General features: G+C 45.7%; 18 protein-coding genes and 1 tRNA gene. 9 read left to right on the top strand and 10 right to left on the bottom strand.

The window, feature by feature from the left end; all coding sequences use genetic code 11:
• Nucleotide 1: 1 nt before the first annotated feature.
• On the bottom strand, nucleotides 2-700 hold the full coding sequence (coxB, locus tag OPS25_RS05040; RefSeq protein WP_265616551.1) for a cytochrome c oxidase subunit II: 699 nt from the start codon (nucleotides 698-700) through the stop codon (nucleotides 2-4).
• A gap of 34 nt (nucleotides 701-734) precedes the next feature.
• Between coxB and OPS25_RS05035 the strand changes: the two genes are divergently transcribed.
• On the top strand, nucleotides 735-1220 hold the full coding sequence (locus OPS25_RS05035) for a DUF2231 domain-containing protein (RefSeq protein WP_265616550.1): 486 nt from the start codon (nucleotides 735-737) through the stop codon (nucleotides 1218-1220).
• Here OPS25_RS05035 and OPS25_RS05030 read toward each other — a convergent pair.
• The gene (locus OPS25_RS05030) at nucleotides 1217-1663 is read right to left on the bottom strand and encodes a CopD family protein (RefSeq protein ID WP_265616549.1); all 447 of its coding nucleotides are present in this window, start codon (nucleotides 1661-1663) and stop codon (nucleotides 1217-1219) included. The genes OPS25_RS05035 and OPS25_RS05030 overlap by 4 nt on opposite strands.
• 222 nt (nucleotides 1664-1885) lie before the next feature.
• Between OPS25_RS05030 and OPS25_RS05025 the strand changes: the two genes are divergently transcribed.
• From OPS25_RS05025 to OPS25_RS05015, 3 genes are read left to right on the top strand one after another with little or no spacing between them, the layout of a single operon-like run.
• Nucleotides 1886-3040, top strand: coding sequence for an efflux RND transporter periplasmic adaptor subunit (locus OPS25_RS05025; RefSeq protein WP_265616548.1), 1155 nt, complete (start codon nucleotides 1886-1888; stop codon nucleotides 3038-3040).
• A gap of 11 nt (nucleotides 3041-3051) precedes the next feature.
• Nucleotides 3052-6195 (top strand): efflux RND transporter permease subunit, encoded by a 3144-nt coding sequence (locus OPS25_RS05020; protein ID WP_265616547.1) that lies wholly within the window; start codon nucleotides 3052-3054, stop codon nucleotides 6193-6195.
• A 41-nt stretch (nucleotides 6196-6236) separates the two neighbouring features.
• Complete coding sequence (locus tag OPS25_RS05015) at nucleotides 6237-6716, top strand: GNAT family N-acetyltransferase (RefSeq protein ID WP_265616546.1); 480 nt, start codon at nucleotides 6237-6239, stop codon at nucleotides 6714-6716.
• 53 nt (nucleotides 6717-6769) lie between these two features.
• Here OPS25_RS05015 and OPS25_RS05010 read toward each other — a convergent pair whose 3' ends face one another.
• Genes OPS25_RS05010 through OPS25_RS04990 form a run of 5 tightly spaced genes read right to left on the bottom strand, consistent with a single transcriptional unit; the run spans nucleotide 6770 to nucleotide 11306 of the window.
• Complete coding sequence (locus tag OPS25_RS05010; protein ID WP_265616544.1) at nucleotides 6770-7519, bottom strand: SDR family oxidoreductase; 750 nt, start codon at nucleotides 7517-7519, stop codon at nucleotides 6770-6772.
• Nucleotides 7520-7530: 11 nt separating this feature from the next.
• Nucleotides 7531-8226, bottom strand: coding sequence for a histidine phosphatase family protein (locus tag OPS25_RS05005; protein ID WP_265616543.1), 696 nt, complete (start codon nucleotides 8224-8226; stop codon nucleotides 7531-7533).
• A complete protein-coding gene (locus tag OPS25_RS05000) occupies nucleotides 8226-9296 on the bottom strand; it encodes a phosphotransferase family protein (RefSeq protein ID WP_265616668.1) in 1071 nt (356 codons plus the stop codon). The genes OPS25_RS05005 and OPS25_RS05000 overlap by 1 nt, the downstream gene beginning before the upstream one ends.
• Nucleotides 9286-10137, bottom strand: a complete 852-nt coding sequence (locus OPS25_RS04995; protein ID WP_407080210.1) for an SDR family oxidoreductase — start codon at nucleotides 10135-10137, stop codon at nucleotides 9286-9288. The genes OPS25_RS05000 and OPS25_RS04995 overlap by 11 nt, the downstream gene beginning before the upstream one ends.
• Entirely contained in the window at nucleotides 10134-11306 is a 1173-nt protein-coding gene (locus tag OPS25_RS04990) for an acyl-CoA dehydrogenase family protein (protein ID WP_407080216.1), read from the bottom strand. The genes OPS25_RS04995 and OPS25_RS04990 overlap by 4 nt, the downstream gene beginning before the upstream one ends.
• 125 nt (nucleotides 11307-11431) lie before the next feature.
• Between OPS25_RS04990 and OPS25_RS04985 the strand changes: the two genes are divergently transcribed.
• The gene (locus OPS25_RS04985) at nucleotides 11432-12379 is read left to right on the top strand and encodes a LysR family transcriptional regulator (RefSeq protein WP_265616540.1); all 948 of its coding nucleotides are present in this window, start codon (nucleotides 11432-11434) and stop codon (nucleotides 12377-12379) included.
• On the opposite strand, the gene OPS25_RS04980 is transcribed toward OPS25_RS04985, so the two are convergent.
• Nucleotides 12376-13716: a glycoside hydrolase family 2 TIM barrel-domain containing protein gene (locus tag OPS25_RS04980; RefSeq protein ID WP_265616539.1), complete on the bottom strand. Its 1341-nt coding sequence runs from the start codon at nucleotides 13714-13716 to the stop codon at nucleotides 12376-12378. The two genes, OPS25_RS04985 and OPS25_RS04980, sit on opposite strands and share 4 nt — an antisense overlap.
• A 414-nt stretch (nucleotides 13717-14130) precedes the next feature.
• Here OPS25_RS04980 and OPS25_RS04975 point away from each other — a divergent pair, with 414 nt between their 5' ends.
• The 3 genes from OPS25_RS04975 to OPS25_RS04965 are packed head-to-tail and all read left to right on the top strand — an operon-like array spanning nucleotide 14131 to nucleotide 15743.
• Nucleotides 14131-14844, top strand: coding sequence for a S41 family peptidase (locus OPS25_RS04975; protein ID WP_265616538.1), 714 nt, complete (start codon nucleotides 14131-14133; stop codon nucleotides 14842-14844).
• 60 nt (nucleotides 14845-14904) lie between these two features.
• Nucleotides 14905-15090: a hypothetical protein gene (locus OPS25_RS04970; RefSeq protein ID WP_265616537.1), complete on the top strand. Its 186-nt coding sequence runs from the start codon at nucleotides 14905-14907 to the stop codon at nucleotides 15088-15090.
• Between the two features lie 2 nt (nucleotides 15091-15092).
• Complete coding sequence (locus OPS25_RS04965; protein WP_265616536.1) at nucleotides 15093-15743, top strand: chloramphenicol acetyltransferase; 651 nt, start codon at nucleotides 15093-15095, stop codon at nucleotides 15741-15743.
• Nucleotides 15744-16166: 423 nt separating this feature from the next.
• Here OPS25_RS04965 and OPS25_RS04960 read toward each other — a convergent pair whose 3' ends face one another.
• On the bottom strand, nucleotides 16167-17171 hold the full coding sequence (locus OPS25_RS04960) for a hypothetical protein (protein ID WP_265616535.1): 1005 nt from the start codon (nucleotides 17169-17171) through the stop codon (nucleotides 16167-16169).
• 812 nt (nucleotides 17172-17983) lie between these two features.
• Between OPS25_RS04960 and OPS25_RS04955 the strand changes: the two genes are divergently transcribed.
• Nucleotides 17984-18352 (top strand): hypothetical protein, encoded by a 369-nt coding sequence (locus OPS25_RS04955; protein WP_265616534.1) that lies wholly within the window; start codon nucleotides 17984-17986, stop codon nucleotides 18350-18352.
• 508 nt (nucleotides 18353-18860) lie between these two features.
• Here OPS25_RS04955 and OPS25_RS04950 read toward each other — a convergent pair.
• Nucleotides 18861-18951, bottom strand: a tRNA-Ser gene (locus tag OPS25_RS04950).
• Nucleotides 18952-19084: the final 133 nt, after the last annotated feature.

The raw sequence follows: 19084 nt of genomic DNA, 5'->3' as shown, positions 1-19084 counted from the left end.
TTCACTTCTCCCTTTGCTGTGCTGCTAACCACTGGGTAAATTCCTGTTCGGGTAAAACCGTTACCTCAAATTTCATTTTCGCATGCGCAAACCCGCAATATTCAGCGCACTGGCCCCCGTACACACCCGGCTTGTCACCTTGTAATCTCAGTACATTCGTTCTGCCTGGAATTGCATCTATCTTCCCACCCAGCCTCGGCACCCAAAAACTATGTATCACATCTTCACTGGTCACCTGAATATCAACAGGGATGCCCGCGGGTAAGATTACTTTGTCTTGTAACTGAATACGATGCGCTGGGTAACTGACTTCCCATAACCATTGTTTTGCATGTACGTTTATTTTTATCGTTTGTTCATTTGGCCAGGGAAGCATGCTGTGTCCGGCGGGTATTCCAAACCCAAGCAGTGCTGCGATGCACACCACTGGTAAGCCAATACCACCGACAATCACTAATCGATTGGTTAGCCCCCTCACCTCCTTTGCCGTGTAGTCTTTATGAGGTTTTTTCATGGCATACCACCATACCGCGCACACACCGAGAAGTACGATGCTTGCTACGATAAACATGCCCCACCACAGCCACATCACTTTCTGCGCGTTCGGCCCGGCGGGATCCAAAATAGAATAATGACCGTTACAACCTAATAGCGATATCGCTACTGCAGGGCTAGCCAATTTCACTGCCTGTTTAAACATTTCCGCTACCACTATTATGAGGAAAAGACACGCTATGCTGCGAGAGGAAAAGATTGATAGCCGTTCGCTTATTAAAGGCCATCCGCTGCACCCTGCATTGATTCATTTCCCGGTAGCGCTGCTTTTGCTGCTGGTTATTACTGATATTTGCTATGTGGTAACCAGCGACCCGTTTTGGGGCAAAGCCGGTTTTTACCTGTCGACCACAGGGTTGTTGTTTGGCGTGGTGGGGAGTATTCCAGGCGCTATCGATGTATTTTCGGTTAAACGGATCCGTAGGATTGTCTCGGCCTGGGCGCATGGTTTGTTGGCGATCATGTCCTTGTCGCTTGCTACACTGAACGTTATGTTGCGTTTGGGCGACAATCCGGCGGCTCAAATTATGCCTTGGGGTCTGTACGTAAGTGTGCTTACCGGCGTGATGATAAACATTACCGGCTCGCTCGGTGCGCAGTTGGTTTACGAGTATGGGATTGGTGTCGATGTAGTGCAAAAGGACGAACATCTGGTTGACCCCTAAAGCGTCCATGGCAATATTTCTGGTTCAGCAGGCTTCATCAGTACAATACACAGAATACTCACCATACACACGCTTAACGCAACAAATAAGGTCCAGCTATACAACTCAAGCTTATCGGTATTTTCTCTCTCAAAACGGGTGATAATCAATCCAAGACACGCATGAAAAATAACCATCAGGCAAACAAGCGTGAGCTTAACTAGCAACCAGAAAATAACGATATCACCTATTACGAAGGTTAGGGTGCCGGCAATAATAGAAACCACTGCCGCAGGTGACGCGATATGGGTAAACACTAACCTCGCCACAGACCCCATGCCAGTAGGGTGGTGCATAAACCGCTTTGCTTTTTGGGTTTGCATTGCAATCAAAACCGGTACATAGAGCACAGAAGCAGTCCAGATAAAAAGTGAAATAATATGCAATGACAGAAACCACAACACCGCCGCGTTCCCTAAACCAATTGAAATATAAAAGAATAGTTTATACTGCTGAGGGTTATCAGTTGATCAGCATGAGGAGTAGATAATTCTCTTTTTAAATATTTCATTTAGCGCCATTAAAACATTAACAGTTCGCTAACAGTTCGTTACAATTAACCCGTCAATTTGAGCGTTATTCACGGTACTATGTGAACTAAATGCACCAACAAGAAGTGGTTTAAAATGAAATGGATGAAAATTGTACTTCCGGTTGCCATACTCGCAGTCGGTTTTGGTGGCATGCAGGCAATTAAAGCAACAGCTTCGGACGATGAGATTAAAGAGAAAGTTGACACCCGCCCTTCCGTTACCCTCGACAAACTTAGTACGGACTCTTACACCGTAGCGATTACAGCTTATGGAGAAGTCGCCCCACTCGAACGCACACACCTTGCTGCGCAGGTTTCTGGCGAAGTAGTGTCGTGGAACAAACATTTTGTCAATGGTGGTCTGGTCAAGCGCGGAGAAACCTTGTTTACCATCGAAAAAGACGCCTATGAGGCCGCATTGCTAATGGCAGAAGCTAATGTTACCTCAGCGCAGGCGCAATTAATTCAAGAAGAGGCGCAAGCGCAGGTGGCCAAAGAAGAAGCCGCTAAGCTAGCCAGTGGAAAGGTTAGCGACTTGTATCTTCGCAAACCACAACTGCTTAGTGCGCAAGCGGCTGTAAAGTCTGCTCAGGCGCAATTAAAAATTGCGCAACGGGACTTAGCTAATTGTGAGGTCAAAGCGCCTTATGATGCCCTTGTGGTTTCGCGCGATATTGGCGTGGGTGATTTTGTCAGTACTGGTACGATAGCAGCTACCTTATACAGTGTTGAAACGGCAGAAGTGACCTTTCCCGTCGCGGGCTTCGATCAGGCATTTTTACCTGAGCAAATAACCGACCGTAAGGCAACTATAAATAGTGGCGATGGCAAACAAACTGTGCGCGAGGCTTGGTTGCATAGGGATACCGGCGTGGTCGATAAAGCCACGCGTATGGCGCACCTTGTGGCCAGAATAGATGACCCTTACGGCATCCGCTCCCAGCAACGCCCAATTAAATTTGGTAGTTACGTTCAGGTCAATTTTTCAGGTAAAACAGTAGATGATGTGTATCGCATTCCGCAGGAATTGGTTACCAATAAAAAGTTGTGGACATTAGATAATAAAGACAAGCTTATTGCTAATCAGGTAGATGTTATCCGTGAAGACGGCGGCTATTTTTTGGTTCGTGGTGATTTTGATCAGGACCGGGTGGTTAAGACATTACCAGAGTATCCTCAGGAAGGTATGGAAGTGAAAGTTATTTCCAGTAATGGCGACATCGCTATGACTAGCGCAGCGCAGCCATAAGGATGCCGCTCATGCATGAAAACTACGACACTCACAAGGGCATAATTGCCTGGTTTGCGCGCAATTCTGTCGCCGCCAACTTACTCATGTTTTTCTTAATTATTATGGGGTTTGTTGGCTACAACACCATTCAACGCCAAATGTTTCCCAACATTGAAATTAACTACATTGAAATCTGGGCGCAATATCCTGGTGCTTCGCCGCAGGAAATCGAGGAAAGTATCCTTATCAAAATAGAGGAGTCGGTCAAAGACGTCACTGAAATTAAAAAAACCATTTCACGGGCCTTTAGAAACAGTGGTCGGGTGGTATTTGAAATCGATACCGGTGAAGAATTAAAAGATGTCATGGATAAGGTAAAGCTGCGGGTCGACAGTATAGCTACCTTTCCTGCTGGTATGGAGCCAGTAACCGTTTCCCAGATTGAGTTCAAACAAGATGTAATCGAGATGCCGCTGGTGGGCGATTTACCTTTGGATGAATTGAAAACACTTGCCAAGGAAGTCGAAGATGAATTACTGCAGTTAGGTACGGTGTCACTGGTAGACGTAAGCGCACCAGACGATGAAATTGCGGTAGAAGTGCTTCCTGAAATGCTGCGCCGATACAACCTGACCATTGATGATGTGAGCAGAGCCATTCGAAATTATTCCACTAATCTTTCAGCGGGCCAAGTGAAGACACAGGCTGGATTAATATCTGTCAGGGTGGAAAATCAGTTCTACGAGGGCAAAGAATTTGAATCGATTCCCATTAAAATCGGCGAAAACGGTTCGCGGGTTTTACTATCTGACATAGCCACAGTTGAAGATGGCTTTACTGAAGGTGAACGTTACTTTAAGTACAATGGCCAAAACGCTATTTTTATATCGGTGAAGGCGACCAAAACGCAAAACATGATACCGGTTGCAGAGAACGTCAAAGCTTATATAGAAGAGAAAAACAAAAGCTTACCCCACGGTGTCAGCCTCGAAGTACTGGTAGACATGACCTATTACCTGAATGCCCGCCTGGATATGATGCTAAAGAATCTCTTTCAGGGGTCTATTCTGGTAGCCTTGATGCTAACGCTATTTCTACGTTTCCGCTTAGCTTTCTGGGTCATGATCGGCTTACCTATCTGCTTCTTAGGTGCGGTTATGTTAATGCCGGTGTTCGGTGTCAGCATTAATATCCTTTCCTTGTTCGCCTTTATTATGGTGCTTGGTATCGTCGTTGACGATGCGATTGTCATAGGAGAAAGCGCGTATACCGAAATAGAACATAAAGGAGGAGGCATAGATAATGTCATTCGAGGCGCTAAACGGGTTGCCACTCCCGCCACTTTTGGTGTTCTGACGACAATCGCAGTTTTCGCGCCATTTACATTGAGTAGCGGGCCAGAGGGGGCGTTTTTTTATAATATCGCCGTTGTAGTGATTTTGTGTCTTTTCTTTAGCTTAATTGAGTCAAAGCTTATCCTGCCGGCACACATTGCGCACACAAATTTCAAGCCTATCAAGCCGAACAGCTGGCGCGCCAAATTTAATACCCGCTTTAATAATATAATTCACGGTCCATATCGTCGCACCGTGGAAAAAGCCCTTGAGTGGCGTTGGGTTGTGCTAATGATTTTCGTAGCTATGCTATTGATTAGCTTGGGACTAATGGCAGCTAATTATGTTCGTTTTGTCCCCCAGCCTAAAGTCCCTCATGATTTTCCCAGTGTGCGTATCGAGATGAATAGCAACGTGTCAGATACCGCTGTCATTGATGCCCTGCGCACTATCGAAAATGTCATTTACAAAGAAGAGGAAAAGATCATTCAGGAACAGGGTCGAGGAATGATCAAAGATGTTCTGGCATTCAATCAGGAACGCACGCAGGGTCGAATTGTCGTTCCATTAGTACATGAAGACGAACGTCCCTTCGATACCTTCGAGTTAGCTCGACGCTGGCGCGATGCTATCCCGGAAATTCCCGGCATGAAGTCATTTGTAGTGCAAGACGATGTAAACGGGGGTGGCGACGACGGCGAATTCGGCTATCTCTTATTCGGTCCTGATATTCAGACGTTGAATGCTGCTGGCAGACAGTTTATTAACATGCTTCAACAGCAGACAGGTCTGTACGATATCAGTTCCACTATCGACCCTGAGAGTAAAGAAGTGCAAATGACGCTATTACCGGTGGCTTATGACCTTGGTATTACGTTGTCTACTATCGCGAATCAAGTGGGAGCAGGCTTTTACGGTGGAGAGGCGCAACGCGTTATTCGTGGTGGCGAAGAAGTTCGCGTGATGGTGCGTTACCCTGAAATGACGCGGGCGCGCTTTGCCGACCTTAAGTACAGTGTGATTACGACCCCATCAGGTAAAGAAGTAATGTTAGGGGATGTGGTTAACCTCGAGGAAAAGCCGGGTATCAGTTACATTCGCAGAGAAGGCGGTTTCCGTAGTGTGTATATCTGGGGCTCGATTGATGAAATTGCGATTGAACCTAATGAGGTAGTCAGTCAGATTGATGAAAAATTATTACCCCAGCTTAAAGAGCAATTCCCTTCTGTGATGACTGAGCTAGGCGGCGACATTGAAGAGCAACAAGCGCAACAAAATGAGCAAATTCTGTTTTTTGTTGCAGCGATGATTTTGGTTTATATTTTGTTGGCAGTGCCCCTCAAAAGCTATGGTCAGCCTTTGATCATCATGTCGGTCATCCCATTTAGCTTGACTGGTGCGATATGGGGACACTTCCTCTTCGGCATGGATTTAAGCATGATGTCCACCTTTGGGTTGATTGCGGCCGCTGGGGTTGTAATTAACGACTCATTAGTAATGACTGATTATGTTAATCAACGACGTAAACAAGGGTATGCGGTCAGAGAGGCTGTTGCAGAGGCAGGGGGCGCGCGCTTCAGAGCCATTACCTTGACTTCAATAACCACCTTCGTAGGTGTGCTACCTATCATGTTTGAGACCAGCTTACAGGCGGCTTTTGTTATTCCTATGGCAATAGCATTGGGTTTCTCGGTACTTTATGCCACGTTAGTCACGCTGATTTTAGTACCTTGTCTTTACCTTATCTTAATTGACTTGGGAATACCCTTCAGATGGATAGCGAATAAGATACGTAGCAAGTCTGCTGAATCCGATGCAGATGTTGTTCATTCAAAATAATATAAAAGGGGCATTTTGCCCCTTTCCTGTTAGGAGAGTACATGACTTTATCGATTAGACCTGCTACTGCAGAAGATGCAGGTATAGTTCATCAATTCATTACGGAATTAGCCATCTTTGAGAAAGCGGAAGATGAAGTAGAAGCCTCTGTCGACGATATTAAAAAATCACTTTTTTCCACCACTGCGACTGCACACTGCATTATTTGTGAGAATGACGGTATACCGATAGGATTTGCTGTCTATTTCTATAATTACTCCACATGGCAAGGCAAAAACGGCGTGTACCTGGAAGATCTGTATGTCACCCCAGACGCCCGGGGGAAAGGGGCAGGCAAGGCGCTGTTAAAGCACCTGGCCAAACATGCAGTAGATAACGACTGCGGCCGCTTTGAATGGAGCGTACTTGACTGGAATCAGCCAGCAATCGATTTTTACGAATCATTTGGGGCTAAAGCCAAAAGCGAATGGTTAGGCTACCGTTTGTCTGGCGAAGAGCTAAAGACCTTCGCCGCATCCTAAAAAAGCAAAAAAGGGTCGGAGTCATTTAATTAATTGACTCCGACCCTTTTTTATTAGCTCATCCCGCGCAGCGACTTAGCGGGCACCATACGTAGCACCCAGTGCATCCACGCCCACGGCCAGGCGGGTACATAGCTATTAGCTTTCTCTTTTTCGATAGCTTTCACCAGAGCTTTACAACCGGTCTCGGTATCCACAATGAATGGTACTTTTTCAACTTTTTCATTAATTTCGCTGCGAATAAATCCCGGGTGGACGCAGCTCACTTTTATTGGTGTATTCATCACATCAATGCGAATTCCCTCACTTAACGAGGTTACTGCTGCTTTAGTGGCGGCGTAGACGGTCAGCGCGCGCCGGAAACCGCGCACTGCACTGATTGACGAAATCGTTACCAGATGCCCTGCATTTTGCTCACGAAATATTTCCATGGCCGCTTCAGCCTGCGCCAGCGCTGCGACAAAATTGGTTTCAGCCGTTTGCTTATTCGCCTGGAAGTAGCCTGTTCCTACTGATGCTCCCTTCCCCATTCCGGCATTGATGATGACCCGATCAAGCTGGCCAAGTTCTGTTCGAAACGCCTTAAATACAGAGAACACCTCTTCATGCTGATTGACATCTAGGGGTTTAATCAACACGTTTATGTTCGGATTAATTGCAAGCAGCTCTGTTTTCAATGTCTCTAACCGATCTACTCTGCGGGCACATAACGCTAAATTTCTACCTTTTTTTGCAAACTCGATGGCCATGCCGTTTCCCAACCCCGAACTCGCACCGGTAATGAGTATATTTTTTCTTGTCATAATTAACCCAATTATGTGTATGTGATAAATCGCTTGTCGGCAGTATTGGCAAAGATACTGTGTTCGTTAAGGCTCGACAGAGCCAGTTTTCTGTTTTTGCCGCGGACAATCAGTTTGGTGATGCCTCCATTTACCAGCATCCAGTTTATTTTCATTAAGTCGGTAAGTGGTAAGCCAAGAAGTTGACAGGTTATAACACTGATAGGACCGCCTGAAGTGTAAACAACCGACGCCTGGTGGACCGCTTGACGCACCACTTCTATACCGTCAAAGACACGCGACGTAAAATTGTCCCAGCTTTCAGTATAATCACTGTCATACACACCACTCATCCACCGATCCATAGCATTCATAATCGCTTGTTTGAACGCGTCTTTAGGATTGGGATGGCTGCCCAGTAACTCTTTAGTTGAAGAAGGCGTGGCTAGACGTTCATCGTAACGAGCGAGTATTTCGCGGTGATCGTACTCGTTCCATTGCGGCATAATGTGAACATCCAGGCCTTCCCCATATTCTGGTAAACTGTGCTCCGCCGTCTCCTGGTGGCGAAGTAGATCGCCGCGATAAATCGCATCGGGCACCACTTTCTGGTAAGCCATCGCTCGTCCGACAAACGCCGCCTGTTCTATTCCCAGTGCTGAGAGTTTGTCGTAATCGTCTGCATGAAAACTGGCCTGGCCATGTCTGATTAAGTAGATTGCCGCCATTATTTCCCTCGCCGTTTTATCGCTTGTTTGCTTCGCCACAATAGGTAATGGACAAATACCCAAAAACGTTTAAACGCAGGGTTCGTGGTTTGTCCGTGATGATAACGGTAATAGATTTGCTGAACAATGACCGCTAGACGAAACAGGCCATACACTTCATAAAATGAAAAGTCCTCACACTCGAGATTATTTTTAGATAAATAGTACTCCACCACTTCTTTGCGGGTCAGCATCCCAGGCAGATGAGTGGGTTGCCTGCGTGTGGACTGAGCAAGAAAATCATCCTCCGCTTCTACCCAATACGCCAGGGTGTTCCCCAGATCCATTAGTGGATCGCCCAGCGTAGCCAGCTCCCAGTCGAGCACCCCTGTTACTTTGGTGTAGTCAGCGGGACAAAGCACCACGTTATCAAAACGAAAATCATTGTGGGTAAGACAAATTACTTCTTGCGCAGGCATATTATTTTCAAGCCACTGCATCACAAATTTTGCCGAGGGTACGTTCCATGTTTTGGCATTTGTATAACGCTGACTCCAGCCAGATATCTGACGTTCTATATAGCCTTCGCCTTTTGCCAAGCCGGTAAGACCCGCTCGTTGAATATCGACCTGATGCAATTGCGAAAGGCAATCAATAACATTTTTACACCACTGGGTGGTCCGCGCTGGAGTTAACCTAATGCTGCGAGGCATGGATTTACGTGGGATAATGCCTTCGAGTTTTTCCATCACATAAAAATCGGTACCCAATACCGATTCGTCTTCGCAGAACGCCAGCATTTCGGGCACATAGGGATAAACAGGTTTTAATGCCTGTTGGAGCTCAAATTCCCGTCTCATGTTGTGCGCACTTTTGGCCTTGGTACCTGCTGGAGCGCGTCGTAAAACCAACGCTATGTCATCATATTGTAGACAATACGTCCAGTTTGAAGCCCCCCCACTGTACTGGGCTATTTTAGGCGTACCCTTAATCCCCCTGACATTTCCCTTCAGCCAGGCATCTACCCGTGCAACATCAAGTTCCTCACCCGTTCTGACCGCCCCAGGTTTATCTACCGTTTCAGCCATTATCGACCTGCCCTTCCTTTGCTTTTAATACCATTTTCCTGGTGGCTTTAATTATCTTACTGAGATACCAATCCATAGGCAGCCACTTTTTCATGTAGTAAGCCGCTTTGCCACTTTTATGAGTAATGATTAAAAACTGTCGCTTTTGCGTCTGCCTCCATACCTCTTCTGCCACTTGTTCAGCCGTCATTTCCGCTTTGTTAAATTGGCGGCTGATACTGTCACGCATAAATTGTTCGCGGGTTCGCATGGACTCATCCAGGTTGGTTCTAAAGAAGCTGGGACACACCACGCTTACGTCAATATTTTCTGGAGCCAACTCACTTTTCAAAGTCTCTGAAAAGGAAACCACGCCAGCTTTTACTGCGTTATAACTGCCCATAAGAGGAATAGGGGTGAGCCCTGCCTGGGAGGCAATATTGATAAAATATCCCTGTCCTTGCTGGCGAAATACCTCCACGAAACTTTGGCAGACTTTAACCATTCCAAAAAGGTTGATATTGAATACCCATTGCCATTGCTCAAGAGACTCGCCTTTTAGCGAGCCTCCCGTGGCAACACCGGCATTATTGATGACCACATCCACGCCCTGCCATCTTTTTATAATTTCTTGTTTGGTCGCGTGGATATCCGCTTCACTGGTAATATCACATCTACTGAAAAAAGCCTCTGTCCCCCGTTGGGTTAACTTAGCGACCGTTTCCTGTCCACGTGCTTCATGAATATCGGCAATACATACCTTGAGCGTAGCAGTCTGCTGGTGATGTTTTGCCCATGTCAGAGCCAACGCTTGGCCAAAGCCAGTGGCACCTCCTGTAATCAGTAATCGGAGTGCTTTCATCATGCTCCCTTTTGGTATTTAGCTAATTCTATACGACACACCATACCCATGTGCACCTCATCAGGACCATCCGCGAGCCGCAGAACTCGTGCCGCAGCATTGAATCCTGCCAAAGGAAAATCCCCGGACACGCCCGCACCGCCATGCATTTGAATAGCCATGTCACTGACTTCCTGCAAAACGTTTGGGACAACCACTTTAATGGCAGATATTTCAGTCATTGCATGTTTTACGCCTACCGTATCGATTTTCCAGGCCGCATTTAGAGTTAGGAGGCGAGCTTGATCGATAGCCATCCGTGCTTTGGCGACGCGTTCCTGATTTCCCCCCAATTTAATAACAGGCTTGCCGAATGCTACGCGCTCAAATCCACGCTTAATCATGAGTTCAAGACAACGTTCAGCCGCACCGATCGCGCGCATACAATGATGAATCCGCCCCGGCCCGAGTCGTCCCTGAGCAATTGCAAACCCTTTTCCCATTCCCACCAGCAAATTGTCTTTTGGCACCTTTACATTGGTAAGCTGCAGTTCGCCATGGCCGTAGGGCGCATCGTAGTCCTGACAGGCGGTTAGCATACGTTTAATTTCCAGCCCCTCGCTATCTAGCGGAACTATCACCATGGCGTGACGGGCGTGTTTTTCATTCTCAGGATTCGATAGCCCCATAAAAATAGCGACTTTTGCATCGGGGTGCCCCAATCCTGTGGTCCACCATTTCGTGCCGTTTAATACCAGCTTCCTCCCTTCTTCAATGATGGTAGCTTGCATATTGGTCGCGTCCGATGATGCCACGCCAGGTTCCGTCATTGCGAACACCGAACGAATTTCACCTGCAAGTAAAGGCTCTAACCAGGTTTGCTTTTGTTTCTTATCGCCAAAATGATATAGCACTTCCATGTTGCCCGTATCCGGTGCATTGCAGTTGAAAATTTCTGGTGCGAAGGACACTTTACCCATCTCTTCTGCCAAAGGTGCATATTCAAGGCACGATAGTCCCTGTCCCAGTTCATTGTCCGGAAGAAACAAATTCCATAACCCAGCTTCTCTGGCCTGCTGCTTCAATTGCCTGATTTGAGCTGGTACACGCCAACGCCGCCAGTCTCCATGATAATTAAGCCGATGATTTTCTGTAAGAATTTCTTTCTCGATTGGATAAACATGCGCTTGCATAAACGTTTTCAGTCGCGCCAGGTAAGCTTGGCTATTGGGACTAGGATCAAAATTCACGATGTTCTCCTCACACATATCAGCTTATCAACTTATTTCAGCATAGCTCATGAATGAAGTGAAAAATCTTGCTAACATACTATGAATTAGATTCACAGAATGACAATTCTATGTTAGCAGACAAGCAGTTACAGCAACTCGACCTCAATTTACTTAAAATATTTGAGGTGTTATATCAAGAACGAAACATGACCACCGCCAGTAAGGTGCTTTACGTGAGTCCTTCGGCGGTTAGTCACGCGGTAAAACGATTGCGCTGCGCATTGGATGATGATTTATTTGTTCGTAAGGGCCACCAGTTAGAACCTACTCCAGCCTGTAAACAAATAGCCCCTGGGGTTATAGACTTGCTGGCCCGGCTGCGCAAAACGCTTCAGCAATGTGGAAGGTTTGAGCTGGCTCAAACCCAGCAAAGCTTTGTAGTGGCTGTTCACGATGCGCTGGAGCCTCTGGTCCTTCCCGCATTACATAAGGCGCTCAGTCATCAGGCCCCCCTGGCTAGCCTAAAAAGTGTGAAGCTGGATCGTGATAAAGTAACCAGACAACTTAATAACCGCCATGTCGATGTCGTCATAGACGTCGCACGGGCTATACAATCGCCCATCCGGCATCAGAAACTGAACAGTGATAATTTCGCAATACTCATGTCTCGTTGTCACCCACTGGCAAACCAGCTCTCACAATCCACTTACTTATCCGCGGAGCATATTACAGTATCTAACCGCAGTGATGGGCATGTGGTAGAAGATATCAGTCTGCTCCAAATGGGTATGAACCGGCAGGTAAAAATTCGTTGTCAGAACTATTACTCTGCGAAAGCGATAGTAAAGGAGGCTCCGCTATTATTAACATTGCCGTCACTGATCGCCAATGAGTTGGTAGACAATGAACTTATCGTTCAGCCACTACCCATACCGCTCCCTGAACTTTCTACACATATGTATTGGCATCAGGAAACGGAGCAGGATGAGTCTATCATCTGGTTACGCAGCGCAATAATGCAAACCGTTTCCTAGTCTTTCCCTGGGGCGGTGACCCAGAAGGGAATATTCGCGTAGGCCGCTTTACCGTTAGCGTTAGTGACATATACATACAACCTGTATGCCCCCGGCTTGGCAGGCGCATTAAAGGTGACCTTGCCCAGACCATCACTGGAAATATTTAATCCTTGCACAGCCTGGGGACGGGATTCCGGGTCACCCCCTGCCTTTATATCAGTGCTTTCCGGTAACACCTCCCACTGGATAGCAGGCGTTTTATCATCGGCCGAAGTAAGCCCCACTTCTGCGTTAAGATCTGATTCGGCGCGCACGGTGACATTGTCGAAGCGAGATTGTCCTTCAAGAGTAATAAAATCAATTGATGGCGCCCGTTGTATTGGCCATTTACCGGTCCAGTTATAGGTTAATACATCTACCGCTTCGGTGGCGTGCCCCGATTCTGTAAACACACCGTACCACGTGGGGGTGGTTTCTTGTTTTTGGCCCCACAAAAAGGCAAAAGAACCCAATGCTTTCCCCTTCGCATTGACAATACCCTGTCGGTAACGTTTTTGATACGAGGCGGCTTTTTCGGTACTGGTTTGCTCGATTGGTGCTTCCCATCGGGTCTTTCTCACTTGCCAATGCCCGGTGGGTCCCCACTCGGTGATGACAAACGGTCCTGTGTAGCCCATATCCAGTAAATTTTGGGGCAGCGATGATATGCCGCCGTAGATGTTAACGCTTAAAAAATCGAGACTGGGTACCCGCTGTTGAATTAAGGTAAGTTTTTCCTTATCGATACCCGCAGTGACGGTGGTAACCGGATGATTTTTATCAACTGTCTGAATAAAGCTGGCGATCTGTTCTACCGCCTCCCAAACTTCGTGATTGGTGTAGAAAAGGTCGACCTCATTACCTATCCCCCACGCCAGAAGCGCCGGATGATCCTTGAATTTGAGCACTTCGTCTTTAACCCGTTCAAACTGCTCCTGTACTGCCTGTCTATCACTGTAATCAAAACCATGCCTTTCGTGTCCAATACTGATCCCCAGCATCACCGCCAGATCATTTCTGTGCGCTTTATCCAACAGGTTTTTCGCATCATCGGTAGACCAGGTACGAAAGGCATTACCTCCAGCCTCCGCAAGAGCCACCAAATGGCTTGTACCCCCAGCCCCCTTAATAAAAAAAGGTTTGCCGCCACGATAGAGTTGGTAATCGCCATTTTCATTTATTATTTGCACGGGTATCGGGATAGAGAAAGGATCTGAGGGCCCCATTGGCGTTGTTGCAGCAACATCGGTGTGGCTACTACAAGCAGTGCATAGCGCCCCAGCAACAAAAATTAATGCATAACGAAATAGCGACATCGGCTGTCCTTTTCAATGACGGTGGAAAGTTAACTTATGTACGTAACATTTCCGCCCGACGATTTACTAGTATAGTTTAATGATCGTGCCGGGAGTATTAGGCATCAAGCGATGTTGCCTCGTGTTTCACCTCTTCCCGGGCCTTAGTTGACTGTTACAATGTTTGCTTTGTGTACTTTCCATCCTTCACAATAAACGAATTCTCAATCACTGTGCATTTGAGGCTCGGCAGCCCAGCCTTGTATCTGGTTATTACCCTGGCAAGTTGTAGGTATTGAATACGAAGTACAAAGTACAAAGTACTATGTACTTTTCTGGTTAACTTTACTAATTCAGGTAAAAACAAACAGGTTAAGGCTTGAAAAATAGTACAGCGATACTATCAATACTTAAACTAGTTTGGCACACGAGCCCATGAGAAACCTATTAACGGTTATTTTTGCCCTTTCCCTGTTTACCTTTACAGCACATGCTGCTTTAGCAACTCACACGGAACCGATGCTATCAAGAAGCGAAATACGCGAGATAGTATGCAATACGATAAATTTTTTAGAACACGAATATCTATTCCCTGAGCAAGCGAGCGGGGCTTCGGAAGAGTTGTTGCGCATACTGGAAAGCTCCGAAATTCATCAAGCTTCGCCGTTTGGCATGTTTAAACAAAAGTTTGAACACACTTTAATTAATACTACCAGCGACACCGGCTTTGAATTAACCCTGCGGGAACAATACAACCCGCTGGATACTAACATTGGAAAGCAACAGGAATATGTCATTCAGACGGAAAAATTAGCAAAAGAGATAGGTTATATTCGACTTCATGGCGACTTCCTCTATTCTACTTCAATGCGCGAATTCGATTCCGCTATGACGCATCTTGCTACTTCAAAGGCGTTAATAATTGACCTGCGTGAGGCTGGTTTGGGAACATTACCTATTGCCACACATATTCTTCGTTTTATCCTCAAGCCCAATATGGTGTTGGCACATGTTTATCTGAACCCTGGTGCGTCGCCAGCTCTAATCCTTTCGCCGGCGGATAGCCCCCCTTCGCCAGCGTTTTTTGCAAAGCCGGTATTTATTCTACATTCAAACTTTGTCGCTGGCCCCTGGGAGTTTTTAAGTTAAACCCTTAAACATCACCAAGCTGCCGTCATCGTGGGTGAAGATACCATGGGCGTTGCGCTTATGAAAAAGACCCTTACTGTAAGTGAACATACCAATTTAACGTTACATTATGCGCAAACCAGTCATCCACAAACTCAAGATAACTGGCTTAAATACGGCGTAATTGCCGATCATCAAGTTAGTGCGGAACAAAGCCTTTCAACCGCGATCGCACTGGCAAAACATCAGCTGTCAAAAAAAGAATAAGCATGAGCTACACAGAACTAAATATCGATACCTGGGAAAGAAAAGCCCATTACCATTTCTTTAAAGCCTACGAAGAACCATTTTTCGGTGTCTCGGTGGATATTGACTGCACTAATGCCTACACCATTGCTAAATCAAATGGTATCTCGTTTTTTTTATTTTATTTGCATAAAGCTCTGACTGCCGCCAATATTGTGGAAGCCTTTCGTTATAGGATTATGAACGACAGCGTCGTAATACACGATAACGTTAACGCTGCCTCCACAATAAACAGACCGAATGGCACATTTGGTTTTTCGAATATTGAGTATAAAGACTCCTTTGAGGAATTTGAGAAGCAAGCACGCGACGAAATAGAACAGGTCAGAAAGGGTAACGACTTACTGCCCTCAGGCGCGGGCGATAATGTCATTCATTTTTCGGCCCTGCCTTGGATTAAGTTCACGTCAGTAACCCATGCCAGAAACTTCTCTTTTGCCGATAGCTGTCCCAAAATCTCAATCGGCAAAATCACTGATGTAGGAGGTAAAAAAATCATGCCATTTTCGGTGCATGTGCATCACGCTCTTATGGATGGCTATCATTTAGGCCTGTTTATTGACGAATTTCAGCAATTAATGAATCAGGGCCATCTCCCCTTGCAATCACGTTGATATGATTGACAGTTGATTTAACGCTGCTCTCATTTTGTTTGCGCGAGGGCGAGAAAGGTCGAATAGGTTTTTAGGCGTCGCCTCCGTGAAAGGAGCATTGTATACATGTGGCGTGATGGCCTAGAACTACGGTGAGCAACCCTTGTGCAAAAAAACGTAATCAAATGAAAAATTTAAAAGAACAGTCTTACAAAGGACTAGCCGGTGCCAATGGGAGATACTTCCGGTTTGTCAGCCTTGGCATGCGAACTTTCTCCATCTCTAACTATCGGTTCTACAACACCTTCTGAAGTTATTCGTATTGCTATAAACCCATTCAAAAGTGAGATAATTAAACCATTCGCGTTAAAAAAGACGCTTTCTTGAGAACGCTATCTGCGCACAAGGATCTCACGTACGTTTCAGCAGTACGCGTGAACAAATTCACTCAACCATAAACTCCTGATACATATTATTGGCATTAACTTCCGACACCCAAAGATAACGACCTGCCTCTAGGTTGACCATGATATAGCCATGTTTGCCGGCATTCATATGTTCAACTCCACCCAGGAATTCAACAGGTGCAGGAGCGCGCAGCCCCCCTATATTCGTCCAGTCCATCCATAAAAAAACCTTTTCTAAATTGGTATCTGGTGAAAGCTTTGCCAAGTTTATATCGTAGGGCATAAATCCAGGTGCCTTGGCCGCAAAATTCACTTTGATAGTGTGCTTTCCACTTTTTACTTTAGCGGGGGCATTTAATCCCGAATCGGTGAGCGTTACTTCCCAGTCTGGGGATGGCTCTCGGGTTTGCGCTATCTGGTTGCTGACTATTACCTGTTTTAACATTCCCATCAAGGTGTGCCATTGGCCATCTGGTGCTTTGACGTAACACTCGAGTAAATAAGTTCCTGGTTCGTCAAGTTTAAACGTTGCGTGGGTGGTGCGGCCAGGAGATAACAGGCCTGCCCCTCCCACCCAGGTCATTTTTAAGCCCCATTCAGGGATATTTTTCTCTAAAAAGGAACCGATATCTTTTTTGCGAAGTTCCCCCGAACGTAGTCCTTCCATTAAAGTACCAAATGCAGGGACTACTTCCCTCTTCTGGTCTTCAATATTCTTTCCGTCCACCAATTTGTACATGGCAACAAAGTGAACCTGATCCCCTTTATTGGTAAATTCAAACTGGACCCAGCCCATCTTCATTTCATCTGGTGCTTCTATGGCGTATTCTGTGGTAACCACTTTAATAACTTGTTGGTTATCGGATGAAGACCACCCTCCCCCTTCTGTGAGCGCCTTGGAGGTTCCTGTAGCAGACTCGCTTTGCACGACTGTTGATTGGACCAATGCGTCATTTAGAGTGGAGTACGCATCATCAGAGCATGCTGTTAATGTCAGTATTATTGCGAATGTCGAAAGCCAGCTAGGGCAAATATATTTCATGGGGTATCTTTCTGTTAATTTGTGTTGCCGAGTTACGTCTCGCCACAGGAGCTACATTAAATTTAGTTTATGTTTCGTCAAAGTAAAGGTAAACGGAATATAGCGAGCAATGATAGCTGCAATCTGACTCCCCCTAAGGGCGATGTCGTGGATGCGGACTAGCTTCCTTTCAGCGCCCAACCAAGATTTTTTCACCGTAATTGACCCGACTTTCCGAATCGGAATATTACTTTATGCACAACGGTAAAATGATGTCCCTTCCTGCCCCCAACATACAACTCTCGTACCTATCTACTATTTTGTGCTACTTATTAACTAAACTCTGTGTTGGGAGCCATGGCCTATCAACGATACCCTGTCGGTTGGTTAGGAGCTAGTGCACTCCATTTTTACAGCTCACGCTTTTACGTCGTAAAAAGATTAGCGAGACGCTGTTAAAAAAAGTGATGAATTTCGTTAAGCTTTCAAATAAACATTCTGAATACTAAATTTAACAGACTGAATAACCCCTCAACTCCTTAACCCTTAATAATGCTACATATTCTCACCCAAGTTTTGCCTCAATCTGAAAACTAAATTGTGTAACAACGATTGAATTATAGATAGGCTCTTTTCCTGGTTAAATTTGATAACCTTTGCGGGCAAGGACCGCGTTATTTTCCATCCTCCTTTTTTCGAAAATTCTTTCCAAAAATACACTTGCGTTTATTTATTCATACACTTAATTCAAAGATAACAATTTTTTGTTTGTGTGCTGGATATTTCCATTAAGTGGATAATACTAAATGAGATGGAATTGAAGAGAAAAAAAGATGGATTTAAGCAACTGCCCTATCAAACAGAATAGTATTTGCTTGGTAGCATGCCCCGCTGCAGAAATGGCTGTCATCGCCCTGCTAGAGGAACATAATATTATCCAATCGGTGCCTTATTGCGATCGATTTAGCGGAATTGCAGATGAGATAAAAGGGGATGAACGTTTTTTCCAACTGGAAAAAAGTTCGCAAGCTGTCAGATGTTTTTCGATGGTAGCTGAGTCTTTTACTGAATTTAAACCGGGAAGAAGGCTTTATTCGATCCTCCCTGATGGAAGCAAAATAGATCTTTGTCAATTGTCTTTAGACCAAATAGAAGAAATAACCCTTCAGAGCAACATTATCGCTATTTTTGATGCACGTTAAGCCATGGTTTGGCGATTTATCGTATACACGCCCCACTCAGTCGCTTGCAATAACGCTCCCATACTAACCGAAAAGACACCTCCGCAAACTTTTTAAGTTCCCTTGGTGGCGGTAAATTTTGTGCCCTCTGCCCACCACACTACAATAAATCCATCTAAGTTTGCCGAGGTTTATTATAAATATAGAACGCCAAGTTCAGAAAAAAGGGCTGCACAGGTAAGGCTACACTACTGTCCCGCTCAGAAGGCGCACATTTAAGATCCGAACTTGCCTACCTCATTCACAGGCGGAATATGCAAAATGGTGTAACCGAACACACTAGCTGGGATGATTCCATTCCCAATGTAGTCGACTCTTCTAGACAAATTGATACACTCGAAGGTTGGGTAGAAATTAGGTTTTGCAACTCTCACTTTATCCTGCTGTTTTGTCAAACCCTTTACCCCGACTCTTATCCATCTCTCGCCTAGATATAAAAAAACCCCGCATTAGCGGGGTCATTTATATCTGGCGGAGAGAGAGGGATTCGAACCCTCGATACGCTATTAACGTATACACACTTTCCAGGCGTGCGCCTTCAGCCACTCAGCCATCTCTCCAAATTTTTCTTCGAAGCAGGTAGTCAGTAACACGTCCATGATGATCGTCACCCAAGCAAGACGTCCTGTCTTGCCGTTGCGCTTCTAAAACAGTGATGTTAAATCACTGTTTTTTGTCTTCGACAACCGAATG

Origin of the sequence: Alteromonas aquimaris (genome assembly GCF_026183695.1) — a bacterium.
In the GTDB taxonomy this organism is placed as follows: domain Bacteria; phylum Pseudomonadota; class Gammaproteobacteria; order Enterobacterales; family Alteromonadaceae; genus Alteromonas; species Alteromonas aquimaris.
The sequence above is the reverse complement of the archived record's forward strand: the minus strand, read 5'-3'. Positions and strand labels throughout refer to the sequence as shown.